This is a genomic window from Sanguibacter suarezii NBRC 16159 (assembly GCF_001552735.1).
Taxonomy (GTDB): domain Bacteria; phylum Actinomycetota; class Actinomycetes; order Actinomycetales; family Cellulomonadaceae; genus Sanguibacter; species Sanguibacter suarezii.
Genome location: NZ_BCRT01000010.1, coordinates 234,154 through 248,339 on the forward strand (window position 1 = coordinate 234,154; position 14,186 = coordinate 248,339).

The 14,186-nt window shown below is 70.6% G+C and carries 10 protein-coding genes and 1 pseudogene; 4 read left to right on the top strand and 7 right to left on the bottom strand.

The window, feature by feature from the left end; genetic code table 11:
* Positions 1-2 precede the first annotated feature (2 nt).
* Positions 3-1,772 carry an oleate hydratase gene (locus SS2_RS05725; protein ID WP_066461964.1) on the bottom strand — a complete coding sequence of 590 codons (1,770 nt, stop codon included), beginning with the start codon at positions 1,770-1,772 and terminating at the stop codon, positions 3-5.
* A 178-nt stretch (positions 1,773-1,950) separates the two neighbouring features.
* Positions 1,951-2,748 carry a hypothetical protein gene (locus SS2_RS05730; RefSeq protein WP_066461965.1) on the bottom strand — a complete coding sequence of 266 codons (798 nt, stop codon included), beginning with the start codon at positions 2,746-2,748 and terminating at the stop codon, positions 1,951-1,953.
* A 175-nt stretch (positions 2,749-2,923) separates the two neighbouring features.
* Here SS2_RS05730 and SS2_RS05735 point away from each other — a divergent pair, with 175 nt between their 5' ends.
* Complete coding sequence (locus tag SS2_RS05735) at positions 2,924-3,424, top strand: ClbS/DfsB family four-helix bundle protein (protein WP_066461966.1); 501 nt, start codon at positions 2,924-2,926, stop codon at positions 3,422-3,424.
* On the opposite strand, the gene SS2_RS05740 is transcribed toward SS2_RS05735, so the two are convergent.
* From SS2_RS05740 to SS2_RS05750, 3 genes are all read right to left on the bottom strand, one after another.
* Entirely contained in the window at positions 3,421-5,445 is a 2,025-nt protein-coding gene (locus SS2_RS05740; protein ID WP_066461969.1) for an ABC transporter ATP-binding protein, read from the bottom strand. The genes SS2_RS05735 and SS2_RS05740 overlap by 4 nt on opposite strands.
* Positions 5,445-7,181, bottom strand: a complete 1,737-nt coding sequence (locus SS2_RS05745) for an ABC transporter ATP-binding protein (RefSeq protein ID WP_066461970.1) — start codon at positions 7,179-7,181, stop codon at positions 5,445-5,447. The genes SS2_RS05740 and SS2_RS05745 overlap by 1 nt, the downstream gene beginning before the upstream one ends.
* A 128-nt stretch (positions 7,182-7,309) precedes the next feature.
* Positions 7,310-7,936 carry a LysE/ArgO family amino acid transporter gene (locus SS2_RS05750; protein ID WP_066461971.1) on the bottom strand — a complete coding sequence of 209 codons (627 nt, stop codon included), beginning with the start codon at positions 7,934-7,936 and terminating at the stop codon, positions 7,310-7,312.
* 68 nt (positions 7,937-8,004) lie between these two features.
* Here SS2_RS05750 and SS2_RS05755 point away from each other — a divergent pair, with 68 nt between their 5' ends.
* Positions 8,005-8,958, top strand: coding sequence for a LysR family transcriptional regulator ArgP (locus tag SS2_RS05755; protein WP_066461972.1), 954 nt, complete (start codon positions 8,005-8,007; stop codon positions 8,956-8,958).
* Here the strand turns inward: SS2_RS05755 and SS2_RS05760 are convergent.
* A complete protein-coding gene (locus SS2_RS05760) occupies positions 8,924-10,429 on the bottom strand; it encodes a histidine-type phosphatase (RefSeq protein ID WP_066461974.1) in 1,506 nt (501 codons plus the stop codon). The genes SS2_RS05755 and SS2_RS05760 overlap by 35 nt on opposite strands.
* A gap of 275 nt (positions 10,430-10,704) precedes the next feature.
* On the opposite strand from SS2_RS05760, the gene SS2_RS05765 reads away from it, so the two are divergent.
* Complete coding sequence (locus tag SS2_RS05765; RefSeq protein WP_066461976.1) at positions 10,705-12,810, top strand: MMPL family transporter; 2,106 nt, start codon at positions 10,705-10,707, stop codon at positions 12,808-12,810.
* Between the two features lie 36 nt (positions 12,811-12,846).
* Here the strand turns inward: SS2_RS05765 and SS2_RS05770 are convergent, their stop codons facing one another.
* Positions 12,847-13,542 (bottom strand): SOS response-associated peptidase, encoded by a 696-nt coding sequence (locus tag SS2_RS05770; protein ID WP_066461977.1) that lies wholly within the window; start codon positions 13,540-13,542, stop codon positions 12,847-12,849.
* 105 nt (positions 13,543-13,647) lie between these two features.
* On the opposite strand from SS2_RS05770, the pseudogene SS2_RS17880 reads away from it, so the two are divergent.
* Positions 13,648-14,127: pseudogene (locus SS2_RS17880) on the top strand (4'-phosphopantetheinyl transferase family protein); the annotation flags it as partial.
* Between the last annotated feature and the right edge of the window lie 59 nt (positions 14,128-14,186).

Sequence of the window (14,186 nt, forward strand, 5' to 3'; positions counted from 1 at the left end):
GGCTACTCCTCCGGAGGCAGGAGGTCGTACTCGCGGAGCAGCTCGCCGATCTCGGTCGAGTCGAGCCGCTTGGTGAGCCGGCTGCGCAGGAAGCTCGGCCGGGGCATCTTGAGCTCCTGGCCGTCGCGCAGGCTGCTCATGGCGTGCAGGAGCTTGCGCACGTCGTAGGTGGAGGCGAACACTTCAGGGACCCCGCGTTCGATGCCGAGCAGCTGGTAGGCGGCCTCCATCCCGGTGCGGACGGAGTACTCGGTCGTGAAGATGGTGTCCCGGGTCGTCTCGGCGAACTGGCCGATGAACGCGAAGTTCACCGCACCCTTCGGGACGACGTCGGGTCGGTCCCCGGCCTTGCGGGGCATGAAGAACGCCGTCACGTACGGCATCATCACCGGCACGCCCTTGGCGCCGTGCGCGGCCAGCTCGGGGATGTCCTCGACGGGGACACCCAGGTGGTAGAGCCACTCCTGGGTGATCTCCTCGCCCGTGCAGTCTTGCATCGGCTTCTTGACGAAGTCGCCGTCGACGTCGACGAACAGGCCGTAGATCCACACCACGATCTGGTCGGCGGGCTGCTGCTTGAAGTGGGGCTGCCTGTTGACGGTCCAGCTCATGAGCCAGCTGGAGTCGCGCACGGTGACGATGCCGCCGGTGACCACCTTGCCGCTGAACGGGTCTCGCTTGGCGATCTTCTTGATGTACTCCGGGATGCGCGCGTCCAGGGTGGTGACCGTCGCCGACTCCCACTTGCTCTCGGGGATGTGCGAGCCGAAGACGTCGGGCTTGCCGAAGGACGGGTCGCGCTCGGCGATGTTGCGCCACAGGTCCCAGGCCGGTGCCGGGCCGGTGTCCAGCTTCGCGGCGGTGTGGTGGTTGCCTTCGTCGGAGTTCTCGGTGAGGGACCCGATCGTCGTGAACAGGAGGTCGTGCTCGGTGAGGTCCGCGCCGCCGATCAGGCCGTCCTGGACCCAGTGGATCCGGGTGGCGAGCTTGCGGTCGGCGGACAGGTCGAAGTCGACGTCGGTGACCTCCGTGCTGAACAGGCAGTTGACTCCCTGGTCGAGCAGCCAGCGGTAGAGGGGGAGGACGAGCGACTCGTACTGGTTGTACTTGGTGAACTTCAGCGCTGAGAGGTCGGGCAGGCCGGCCACGTGGTGGATGAACCGGTGCAGGTAGAGCTTCATCTCCAGGGCGCTGTGCCACTCCTCGAAGGCGAACATGGTGCGCCAGTACAGCCAGAAGTTGCTCGCCAGGAAGTCCTTGCCGAAGACGTCGGTGATCCGCTTGCCCTCGACCTCTTCCCGGGTGGCCAGGAACAGCCGGACGATGTCCTTCTGCGCCTTCTCGTTGAGGGCGAAGAGACCGTCGGTGTGCGCGTCCTCGCCGCGGTTCTCGGTCACCCGCTGCAGGGAGAAGTTGGGGTCGTCCTTGTTCAGCCAGTAGAACTCGTCGAGCACCGAGGCGCCGTCGATCTCGAGGGAGGGGACGGTCCGGAACAGGTCCCACAGGCACTCCATGTGGTCTTCCAGCTCACGCCCGCCGCGGATCACAAAGCCCTTCTTGGGAACCTTGATGCCGTCCAGCGCGCCGCCCGGGAGCTTGAGGCGCTCGAGGATGGTGATCTTGTGGCCCGGCATCTGCCCGTCCCGGATGAGGAAGGCCGCGCCAGACAATGACGCGAGCCCCGATCCGACGAACCAGGCGGACTTGTGCTCGACGCCCTCCGGCTTGCGGGGACGGGCGAAGGCTTCGTAGTTCCCACTGCTGTAGTACATGGATGATCCTCTCGGCGCGCGCAGCCCTGCGGGATCGGGCGCCGTCGACGAGGTGCGGCCGGCGTCGCTCGGAGTGGTCCTTCGCGCCGTATCAGGGCGCTCTTCGACCCTAGGTCATCCGCTCAGATCAGGCATGTGCAGTCGAGGAACCGTTGGCCGACTGGTCGCTGGCTCCAGGTCAGCCGAGGATCGTGGCGAGGCGCGCGCGGGTGAGATTCTTCTGGGCAAGGGACCGCACGACGGGCGACGGATCGTCCTCCAGCGCCCGGAAGACCGGCAGGCCCGCTCCGGGGTCGGCGGCCACGGCGACGCTCCAGGCGTACTCGAGGGTCTTGCGCAGCGACGCCCAGGGGGCAGTGCGGCGGGTCGCCGCGTCGGCGGCGACGAACAGCCTGGTGGCGCGGCCGCACGCGTCGAGGGCGACGGCGGCCGCCTCGGGAGCGCGGAGCAGCCGTGGCTCGCAGACCGTGGCCAGGACCGCCCGGGTGAGCAGCGGGTCGTCGGAGGCCGCCCACGTGCTGATGACGGCGGCGACCGGTGAGGACGGGTCAGCGACCGCGATCGTGCCCGGTGCGCCTGCCTGCTGGACGACGTCGGCGGCGAGCTGCAGGCCGCGGGCGACGGCCTCGCGGACCCGCCACCGATCGTCCCGTGCGCGCTCGGTGAGGATGTCCAGCAGTGCGGCGAGGTCGTCGGAGCCGACGGCGGTGCTCGCCGTCGCGCGTCCCACACCCGCGGTGCCGCACATGGCCAGGTACTCGTCCGCGTCCTCGGACAGGTCGGTGAGGGTGACGAGGTCCACCTCGGCGGCGCAGCGGTCGACCAGGGCGAGGTTGGCACGAGGGCCGGGCAGGCCCGAGCCGGCGAGGAGCTGGGCGCGCAGCTCTGGGACGGAGAGTGATCCGAGGTCCTGAGGAGGGAGCTGCACGGTGGGACTTCCCTTCGGTGCGAGGCCGCCGGGTGAGAGCCCGGTCATGACACCGGTCTCGCGACCTGGTCGGTGCCCAGGTCATCGTGGCGCGGCTGCGGCTCGCGCCCGCCCACCATCCAGCATCCTTCGGATCGTAGGGTCCGGCTCCCGCGAGACCTCGGGCCCTAGGTCCCGCCCGCTGCGAACCGCCCGTGGTTAGTGTCGAAAGTGGAGGTGGACCATGGTGCGACCGACGACCAAGGACGAGCTGCTCCGTGCGAGCGACGACGGTCTGCAGGCGGTGTGGGACAGCGCAGCCAAGATTCCCGACGGCGCACGGTGGGAGGACCCCGACAGTCGTGACCGCTGCGTGCGAGACGTCGTGGCGCACCTGCGTGAGTGGCAGCGGATGATGCTCACCTGGTACGACGACGGCATGGCCGGGCGCAGGCCCGTCATGCCGGCTCCCGGGTACACCTGGCAGACGCTGCCGGTGCTCAACGCGGCGATCTGGGCGCGCTATCAGGACACGACCGAGCTGGAGGTCCGGGAGGGCCTCGCTCAGACGCACGCGCGGCTGCGGTGGATCATCGCCTCGCACACCGACGCCGAGCTCTTCGACAAGCAGCACTACCCCTGGACGGGCAGCACGTCGCTCGGGTCGTATCTCGTCTCGGCCACGTCGAGCCACTACGCGTGGGCGGTGACCACGCTCCGTCGCCGGAGCGCAGCCCTGGTCTAGGCGTCCACCTCGTCGGACTGACCGCCCTGGAACTGGCTGAGGTAGAGGGCGTGGTAGGCGCCGCGGCGCTCAAGCAGCTCCTTGTGGGACCCCTGCTCGACGATGCGACCGGCCTCCATGACGAGGATGGTGTGCGCGTCACGGATGGTCGAGAGGCGGTGCGCGATGACGAAGGACGTGCGGTCCGAACGCAGCGCGGCCATCGCGTGCTGGACGAGCAGCTCGGTGCGGGTGTCGACCGAGCTGGTCGCCTCGTCCAGGATGAGCAGCGACGGCTGGGCGATGAACGCCCGCGCGATCGTGATGAGCTGGCGTTCTCCGGCCGAGAGCGACCCGCCCTCCGCGTCCACGACCGTGTCGTAGCCGTCCGGGAGCTGGCGGACGAAGCGGTCGACCATCGTGGCCTTGGCGGCCTCGACCACCTCGTCGTCGGTGGCGTCGAGACGGCCGTAGCGGATGTTCTCCCGGATCGTCCCGGCGAACAGCCAGGAGTCTTGGAGCACCATCCCGACCTGGGAGCGCAGGTCGCGCCGGGTCAGGTCACGGATGTCCACGCCGTCGACGAGGATGCGGCCGCCGTCGAGCTCGTAGAACCGCATGATGAGGTTGACCAGGGTGGTCTTGCCCGCCCCGGTGTGCCCCACGATCGCGATGGTGTGCCCGGGCTGCGCGGCCAGCGACAGACCCTCGATGAGCGGCTCGTCCGGGGTGTAGCTGAACGTCACGCCGTCCAGCTCGACGTGCCCGTCGCGGCGGGTCGGCAGACCGGAGACGGCGACCTCGGGCTCTTCCTCCTCGGCGTCGAGCAGCTCGAAGGTCCGCTCGGCCGAGGCGATGCCGGACTGGAGCATGTTGGCGATCGAGGCGATCTCCGAGATGGGCTGGGTGAACTCGCGCGAGTACTGGATGAAGGCGGTCGCGTCACCGAGGGTCATCTGGCCCGAGGCCACCCGTAGGCCGCCGGCGACGGCGACGAGGACGTAGGACAGGTAGGACACGAAGGTCATCGCCGGCATGATCATGCCGGAGACGAACTGGGCGCCGAAGGCTGCCGAGTACAGCTTGTCGTTGCGCTCGTCGAACTCGGCGAGCATCTCCTCGTCGCGGCCGTAGGCCCGCACCAGCTCGAGCCCGGACAGCGACTCCTCGACGTGGCCGTTGAGTGAGCCGGTGTGCTTCCACTGGGCGGCGAAGAGCTTCTGCGACCGGACGCCGATCACGCCGGCGATGATGCCGGACAGCGGCAGCGCGACGAGAGCGATGAGGGCGAGCTGCCAGGAGACCAAGAACATCATGACCGTGATGCCCAGCACCGTCATGACGGACTGCACGAGCTGGGAGAAGGCCTGCTGCAGCGCGCTCTGGATGTTGTCGACGTCGTTGGTCACGCGGGACATGAGGTCACCGCGCTGGTGGGTGTCGAAGTAGCGCAGCGGGAGCCGGTTGATCTTGCGCTCGATGTCCTCACGGAGCCCGAAGATCACGCGCATGACGAGCTTGTTGAGCAGGTAGCCCTGCGCCCACATGAGGAAGGACGCGACGATGTAGAGCGCCAGGACCGCGAGGATGAGGTCTCGCAGCCGAAGGAAGTCGATGCCCTGGCCGGGGACCACGTCCGCGGCGATCAGCATGTCCGCCCACGTGTCGTTGCCGTCGGCGCGGGCCTGCGCCACGATCGTCTCGAGCGGGACGCCGGCGGGCAGGGACATGCCGAGCGCACCGGTGAAGATGACGTCCATCGCCCTGCCCAGGACGCGCGGGGCGATGACGGTGAAGACGACGGAGATCATCACCAGGACGATGACGACGGACATGAGGGCGCGCTCGGGGCGCAGCAGCCCGACGAGGCGCTTGGCCGAGGGCCAGAAGTGCTGGGCCTTGCGCGGGGGCGGTCCGTCCCCGAACATGCCGCCGTCAGCCTCGGTGGGCTGGTAGTCGGTCTCCTCCGTCGCCGTGGCGTCAGCGCTCGCGGAGGCGTCCGTGGCCTCCACCTCGGCGGTGTCCTTGGTCGTGCGGGCCATCAGGCCACCCCTTCCACGCTCAGCTGAGACTCGACGATCTCGCGGTAGGTCTCGCTCGTCTCGAGCAGCTCCTCGTGCGTCCCGGACCCGGCGACGGTCCCGCCGTCGAGCACGATGATGCGGTCGGCGGAGCGGATCGTGGAGATGCGCTGGGCGACGATGATGACGGTGGCGTCACCGGTCGCGTCGGCCAGCGCGGCGCGCAGCCTCGCGTCGGTCGTGACGTCCAGGGCGGAGAAGGAGTCGTCGAAGAGGTAGACGAGGGGGCGTGCGGCCAGCGCGCGGGCGATGCACAGGCGCTGACGCTGCCCGCCGGAGACGTTCGTCCCGCCCTGGGCGATCTTCTCCTCGAGGCCGTCCGGCTTGGCTCGGACGAAGTCCTCGGCCTGGGCGACCCGCAGCGCCTCCCACATCTCCTCCTCGGTCGCGTCGGGGCGACCGAAGCGGAGGTTGGAGGTCACCGTTCCGGAGAACAGGTACGGCTTCTGGGGGACCAGGCCGACGATGCCGGCGAGCTGGTGGCGGCCCAGCTCGGCGACCGGCACGCCACCGATGGACACGGTGCCGGACTGCGGCTCGAACAGGCGGGGGACGAGCCCGAGCAGCGTCGTCTTGCCCGACCCGGTCGACCCGACGATGGCCGTCGTGCGTCCGCGTTCGGCGACGAAGCTCACCCCGGACAGCACCGGCAGCTCCGCGCCGGGATAGCCGAAGGTCACGTCGCGGAACTCGACCTCGCCCGAGGTGGGGGTGGCGGCGTCGCCCTCGGCGGGGGCGCGCATGGACGGGACGGTGTCGAGGACCTCCTCGATGCGCTCGGCCGAGACGACGGCACGGGGCACGGCCATGACCATGAAGACGCCCATCATGACGGCTACGAGGATCTGCAACAGGTACTGCAGGAAGGCGGTGAGCGCCCCGACCTGGATCTGGCCGTCGTCCACGCGGTGACCGCCGAACCACAGCACCGCGGCGGTGGCCAGGTGCAGCACCATCATGATCAGCGGGAACATGAGGACGAAGAGGTTGCCCACCCGCACCGAGACGCGGGTGATGGCGAGGTTGGCGTCGGTGTAGCGCTCGGCCTCGAGCGGCTCACGGACGAAGGCACGGATGACGCGGATGCCGGTGATCTGCTCGCGGAGCACGCCGTTGATCGCGTCGATGCGGTCCTGCATCTCGCGGAAGAGCGGCAGCAGCCGGACCACCAGGACCGAGACGACCACGAGCAGCAGCGGGACCGAGACCCACAGGAGCCAGGACAGTCCCGGGTCCTCGCGCAGCGCCATGATGATGCCGCCGATGCACATGATGGGGGTGGAGACCATGAAGTTCAGGGTCAGCAGCACGACCATCTGGACCTGCTGGACGTCGTTGGTGTTGCGGGTGATGAGGGTGGCCGTGCCGAAGCGGCTCACGTCGAGGGTGCCGAGGGCGTCGATCGTGCGGTACACCTCGCGGCGCATGTCCCGGCCCACCGCCATCGCGGTGCGCGCACCGAAGTAGATGGCGCCGATCGCCGCGGTGACCTGGATGAGGCAGACGGCGATCATGCGCCAGCCGGTGGCCCAGATGAAGTCCGTGTCTCCGACGGCGACGCCCTGGTCGATGATGCGGGCGTTGAGGCTGGGCAGGTACAGGGCAGCCATCGTCGAGATCAGCTGGAGGACCAGGACCGCGACGACCCATCCCCGGTAGGGGCGGACGTAGCGGAGGGAGAGGTGCAGGAGCTTCACGGGACAGCTTTCTGAGGTGCGGTGACGGCCGTGGACGAGCGTAGCCGCAGAGTCCGACATTCGGAACGCAATTGTGCGAAGGGCGGTCATACCCCCGTCGTGCCCGTCGCGTTCCCGTCACGCCCCCGTCATGCACCCAGAGCCATCCGGATCCCCAAGGTCACCATGACCACCGCGATGAGGGCGTCGAGGACCTGCCAGGAGCGCGGCCGGGCGAAGACCGGACGCAGCAGCCGCGCGCCGAAGCCGAGGGCGAAGAACCACACGACGCTCGCAGCGATCGCCCCGCCGACCCACCACCACCGCTCGTCCGCGCCCTGCTGGTTGGCGACCGACCCGAGGAACACCACGGTGTCGAGGTAGACGTGCGGGTTGAGCCAGGTGAGGGCGAGCGCGGTGGTCACCGCGACCCCGATCGGGACTGACGCTCCGTCGTCGGGGGTCATGGCGGACGGGCGCAGGGCTGACCGCGCGGCGAGCACGCCGTAGGTGAGCAGGAAGAGCGCCCCCAGCACCCGGACCACGACGAGGGCGGCCGGGGCGGACTCCACCACGGCGCCGACGCCGACCGCCCCGGCGGTGATGAGCACCGCGTCGGACAGGGCGCAGACGAGGACGACGGGCAGCACCGTGCGTCGGCGACCGCTGATGCCCAGGCGTAGCACGAAGGCGTTCTGGCTGCCGATCGCGACGATGAGGGCGAGGCCGGTGGCAAGCCCGGTGAGAGCGGGAAGAAGGGTGGTGGAGAAGGTCACGTCCTCACGGTAGGTGTGGGACCGGCTGCAGTACAGTGAATGTTTCTGCATCCTCTTAAGGACCTCTTATGACGAGTTTCCAGCTCGACCACCTGCAGACCCTGGCGGCCCTCGTCGACGAAGGGTCCTTCGACGCCGCCGCCCGCCGGCTGCACGTGACACCCTCCGCCGTCTCCCAACGGGTGCGCGCCATGGAGCAGCAGGCCGGCAAGACTCTCGTGCAGCGCACCACCCCCGTGCTCACCACCCCGGCCGGTGACGTGGTGCTGCGCTACGCCCGCCAGGTCCTGCTGCTCGGCCGGGACACCGAGACTGAGCTCGGCCTGCAGGCCACCGACCGGGGACGGACGTCCATGGCCATCGCCGTCAACGCCGACAGCCTGGCGACCTGGTTCATCGACGCCCTCGCTGCGGTGCCCGCCCGCCTCGAGGTGGTCTTCGACATCCGCCGCGAGGACCAGGACCACAGTGCCGCGCTGCTGCGCTCGGGGACGGTCATGGCGGCGGTGACCGGGACCCGTGACGCCGTCCAGGGCTGCACCTCGCGGGCCCTGGGCATCATGCGCTACCGGGCGGTGTGCCGCCCCGCGCTGCTCGACCGCGCCGGCCTCGCGCCGGGCGCGGCCGCCCGATCGGCCGCGGACCTCAGCCGGCTCGCCGAGACGCCGGTGATCATCTTCGACCGCAAGGACGACCTCCAGGACCGCTTCCTGCGCGACGTCGGTGCCGCGGACCTCCGGTCCCCGCGGACCTACGTGCCGACGTCGGACGGGTTCGAGCGGGCCGTGGTCGCCGGGCTGGGCTGGGGGCTGCTGCCCGAGCAGCAGTGCCTCGCCCGCATCGCCTCCGGCGAGCTGGTGGAGCTGGCCCCACATGCTCCCGTCGACGTCCTGCTGTACTGGCAGCGGTGGTCCCTGGCCTCCCCGCTGCTCGACGAGGTGACCCAGGTGGTCGAGGCCGCGGCGCTCGACCACCTGATCGCCCCGGTCAGCCGTTCCGGGCGCCGGCCAGGCAGCGGGTGAGCTCGGTGTCGGTGTAGAAGAAGCTGCCCTCAGCCACCGGGGTGCAGTCGAAGGCGAAGGCCGTCTCCCGCTCGTTGTAGAGCATCCGCACCAGGACCTCGCCGGCGTCGTCGCGGAACACGTCCCACTGGATGTTCGCGGACATCGGTGCCACCTCGGCCCCGCGCCACGGGTTGGTGGTGTAGTCGAAACGAGTGCCCTCAGCCACCTGCTCAGTGCTCCCGGGCAGCTCGAGCAGCGCGGCGAAGGGGATGATCTCCTCGGCGTGGGCGAAGCGGAAGTCGGCCGCCTGCGTCGTCGCGCCGGTGCGCACTCCCTCGACCGCGGTGAGGAAGGAGTCCAGCAGCACGTCGGCCATCCGGTAGGTGACGTCCTCCCCGGCGAAGCCCGGACCCTTCTCGTAGAAGTCCTCGGCGTCGGAGAGCGAGGCCAGGACCGTGGCGTCGGCGGCCGAGAGGTAGGGGGACAGGTCCACGTCGAGCTCGGCGGACATCCCCGGCGCGATGACGTAGAGCTCATAGAGGTAGGCGGCGACGTCGGTCACCGACTCCAGGTGCGTCTCGCCCTTGCCGCGGTCCACGAGGTCGATCTCCCCGGCCTCGATCCGGTCCACGAACTCCGGCGTGAACAGCGCCGCCACGACGTGCGCCGCGACGGCGGAGATCTCGTCGTCCTCCTCGATCGCGTCCAAGGCCTCCTCGAGGCGTTCGTCACCGTCCTCGTAGGCGAGGTAGGCGGCGTCGGTGTCGTGGAAGTAGAGGAGGTCGGCGTCCACGACGGTGTCCGCGACCACCGCGGCCAGGTCCGGCTGCGCGGCCAGGAGCCCGTCGACGAAGCTCTGCCCGCTCTCGACCGCGCGGTCCACACCCGAGGTGGTGATCGTGACCGGCTGCCCCGTCTGGGCGGCCGCGGCGAAGAGCGGCTGCAGGCGCGCATGGGTGCGCTGGGCGATCTCCACGTGCTCGGTGGCCCCTCGCCCGCTCAGCGAGCCGTAGCCGATCTGCTCGTGGACCGCGGTGATCGCGTCGATGTCCGGACCGAGCTCGCGGCCCAGGGCGGTGAGCCCGTCTGCCTCGTCGGCGATGTCCCACAGCTGGGCCAGGAGGTCGTCGTACTTCTTGCTCGAGAGCAGGCGTGAGCCGTGCCGGCCGACGTGCTCCACCAGGACCGGGGTGAAGCCCTCCGGCACGGCCTGGTAGGAGCTGGCCTCCGCAAAGGGTGCGTACGGGGCCTTGGTGCCCAGGGCGAGAGAGCCGACGGCGGCGGAGCCCGTCGGGTCCGTGGCCGCGGGGGCGGAAGGGACGGTGGCCGGTGGCGCCGGAGCCGCGGCGTTGCCGGCGTCGGAGCAGGCGGCCAGCGACCCCGCGAGAGCCAGCGTGAGGACGAGGGAGGTGGCACGCAGGCCGGCGCGGCGGGCCGGTGCCGGGGTGGGGCGCGCGACCGTGGGGGTCGCTGGGGGGACGAGTGACATGGGACGAGACTCCTGGAGCGGTCGCGGCACCCGCGCCCGGGCGGGCGCGGCTGGCGCACGTTAACAGGCGGAGAAGACGCGGCCAGCGTGAGAGTTTCATCCTCCGTTCAGCAGGTCGAGAGGCCCTGTTCACCAGGGTGCGCGGGGTCCGGTCTCACGGAGCGGAGCCCACCGGTTGACAGCCCCGGAGAGTGCGCGGATTCTCAAAAAAGAGGGTCGTGCCCGACGCGGACCGCAGCCCCCGAAGCCCGCCGCAGCTCCACCGAGGAGTCGTCATGTCGCGCATCGCCGGCTGGATCACCCGCCCCTTCGCCACCTGGGTCGTCATCGCGTTCTGGGTGATCGTCGCTGCGGTGATGAGCCCGCTGGCGGGACAGCTCACCGGGGCCCAGGAGAACGACGCGAAGTCCTGGCTGCCGGCCAACGCCGAGTCCACCCAGGTCCTGGAGATCGCGAGCAGCTTCACCTCGCCGAACACCATCCCGGCCGTCATCGTCTACGTGCGCGAGTCCGGGCTCACCCCGCAGGACCTGGCCGAGGTCGCGGCCGACGTCGCGACCTTCAGCGCGCTGGACACCCTCGACGGCGAGGTGGCTGGCCCTATCCCGTCCCAGGACGGCCAGGCCGCCCAGGTCATCGTCCCGCTCGACCTCGGCTCCGAAGGGTGGAACCTGGCCGCCGACGCCGTCGCCGACCTGCGCGCCACGGCCGAGGAGGGCGCCGAGGGGATGGAGGTGTACGTCACCGGCCCGGCCGGGCAGGCCGCCGACTCCTCCAAGGCCTTCGAGGGGATCGAGTCGACCCTGCTCTACGCCGCGGCCGCGGTGGTCGTGGTCATCTTGCTGCTCACCTACCGCAGCCCCGTGCTGTGGCTGCTCCCGCTCATCACCGCGGGCATCGCCCTGACCGTGTCCCAGGCGGTCATCTACCTCATCGTCGACGCGACCACGCTCACCGTCAACGCCCAGAGCGCAGGCATCCTCACCGTGCTCGTCTTCGGTGCCGGGACGGACTATGCCCTGCTGCTCGTCGCCCGGTACCGGGAGGAGCTGCGCCGCCACGAGAGTCGGCACGAGGCCATGTCCTTGGCGCTGCACCGTGCGGCCCCGGCGATCACCGCGAGCGGGGCGACGGTGGCGATCGGCATGCTCTGCCTGCTCTTCGCCCAGATGCGCTCGACCAGCGGGCTGGGACCGGTGGCTGCGATCGGGATCGTGGTGGCGGTGCTGATCAACCTCACGCTGCTGCCGGCGCTGCTGGTCGCCTGCGGGCGCTGGGTCTTCTGGCCGCGGGTGCCCCGCCTGGGCGACCCGCAGCCCAGCGAGCGGGGCTTCTGGGCGCGGGTGGGCAAGCGGATCGCCCGCGCTCCGCGCCGCACCTGGGTGGTCACCTCACTCATCCTGGCGGTGCTGAGCATCGGCATCGTCCAGCTCGACGCGAACGGCCTGACCAGCGCGGAGTCCTTCCGCGGTGACCAGCCCTCGATCACCGGGGAGCAGGTGCTCGCCGAGCACTTCCCGGCCGGGGCCGGGTCCCCGGTCGTGGTGGTCTCCGACGCGGAAGAGGGCGTTGCGGTCCGCGAGGCCTTCGCCGGCGTCGAGGGCATCGAGGAGAGCTCTGTCACCGAGCCGGTCGTGGTGGGCAGCTACGCCTACATGGAAGGCACCTTGACCTTCGAGCCGGACAGCCAGGAGGCCTTCGACACGATCGACCGCACCCGGGAGGCCGTCCATGCCGTGCCGGACGCCGATGCGCTGGTCGGCGGCGGCACGGCGCTCCTGCTCGACGTCAAACGCGCCTCGGCGGACGACAACCGCCTCATCATCCCGATCATCCTGCTCACCGTCTTCCTCATCCTGTGCGTGCTGCTGCGCGCGATCACCGCTCCGCTGATCCTCGTGGCGACCGTGGTGCTGTCCTTCGCCGCCGCGATGGGGGTCAGTGCCCTGGTCTTCCGGCACGTCTTCGGCTTCGCGGGGGCTGACCCGTCGCTGCTGCTCTTCGTCTTCGTCTTCCTCGTGGCCCTGGGCATCGACTACAACATCTTCCTCATGACACGCGTGCGGGAGGAGTCGCTGCGCTACGGCACCCGGCGCGGGGCGCTCATCGGGCTCGCCGCGACGGGGGCGGTCATCACCTCCGCCGGGCTGGTCCTGGCCGGGACCTTCGCGGTGCTGGGGACCCTGCCGCTGGTGGCCTTCGCCGAGATCGGCTTCGCGGTGGCCTTCGGGGTGCTGCTGGACACGATCGTCGTGCGGTCGGTCCTGGTGACGGCCCTCACCCTCGACGTCGGCCGTCACATGTGGTGGCCCAGCGCCCTCGGGCGCAGGGAGGACGTGCCCGAGCCGGACGTGCCCGACGAGGTCGGTGCGTCGCGGTAGCCCTTCCCGCGGCCGTCGCAGGGGCCGTTATCGCGGTCAGTCGATCGGGGCGATGAGGTCCGGGTCGGTGGGGTCGGCCTTCTGGGTGCTGTTGACCTGGCGGCTGACGCGGTAGGAGGTCAGGCTCTGGGCGACGGCGTCCGACGACTCGGCCAGGCGGGCGGTCATCTCGAGCGGATCGTCGAGGGGCTCGGGGTCGAGCCAGCCGTCCCACAGGTCAGGCAGGAGGAAGGTGGGCATCCTGTCGTGGACCTCCCCGGAGGCGTCGCGGGCCTCGCGGGTGATGATCGTGTAGGTCAGCGCCCACTCCCCGGTGCGGTCGTCCTTGCGGGGGGCGTACAGGCCTGCGGCGGCGAGGATGCCGGTGCCGTGGATGTAGTGGGGTTGCTTGCCGGTGGGGGTGTCCTCCCACTCGTAGTACCCCACCATCGGCACGACGCAGCGGTGACCGGTGAAGGCGGTGCGGAACATCCCGTTGGTCGCGGCGGTCTCCAGCCGGGCGTTGATCGGCCGGGGGCCGGAGTCCTTCGCCCAGCTCGGGCGCAGTCCCCAGCGGGCGTAGTCGACCTCGCGCGTGGTGGCATCCTCGTGGTGCCACTCGCGCACGATCGGGGCGTGGGTGCTCGGGGCGATGGAGAAGGCCCCCGCCCAGTCGTAGGCCGTCCCGGGGCTCGCGTCGAAGGTTCGCATGAGGGCGTCGATCTTGACGTCGTTCGCGTATCTGCCGCACATGCTCCTGAGCCTAGGACCAGGCTCCACGGGCGGCACGCGCTCTGCGACACTGGGCAGATGACGACGGCGGCGCAGATGACGACGGCGCGCACGACGACGGCGCGGATGACTGCACCCGACCTGGGCGACGGCCCGCACCTGGTGGTCGCCTGGGCGCTCGCGGACACGCAGGACCGCCTGCCCGACGCTGTAGACCTGCTGCGCGGCGTCGTGGCCGATACCTGCGCCGTCGACGCCGGGGAGGTGACGGTGACGCGGCTGTGCCCGGGGTGCGCCAGCCGGGCGCACGGACGCCCGCTCGTCACGGTCGCGGGGAACCCCGGCCCGCACGTGAGCCTGAGCCGAGCCGCTGGTCTCGTGTGCGTCGCGGTGACCGACGCGGGGCCGGTGGGGGTCGACTGCGAGCGGTCCGGGGCCGCGGCCTTCACCGACTTCGCGGACGTGGGTCTCCACCCCCTCGAAGGGTCGACGGGGCCGGCGGAGCAGACTCTCACGTGGGTGCGCAAGGAGTCCCTGGTCAAGGCCACCGGCGACGGGTTGGCCGTCGACCTGCGCCTGGTCCGGCTCACCGAGCCGGCGCAGGCCCCGCGTCTGCTCGCCTGGGAGAGCGCCCGCCCGCCGGGCGTGGGGGTATGGATGCGCGA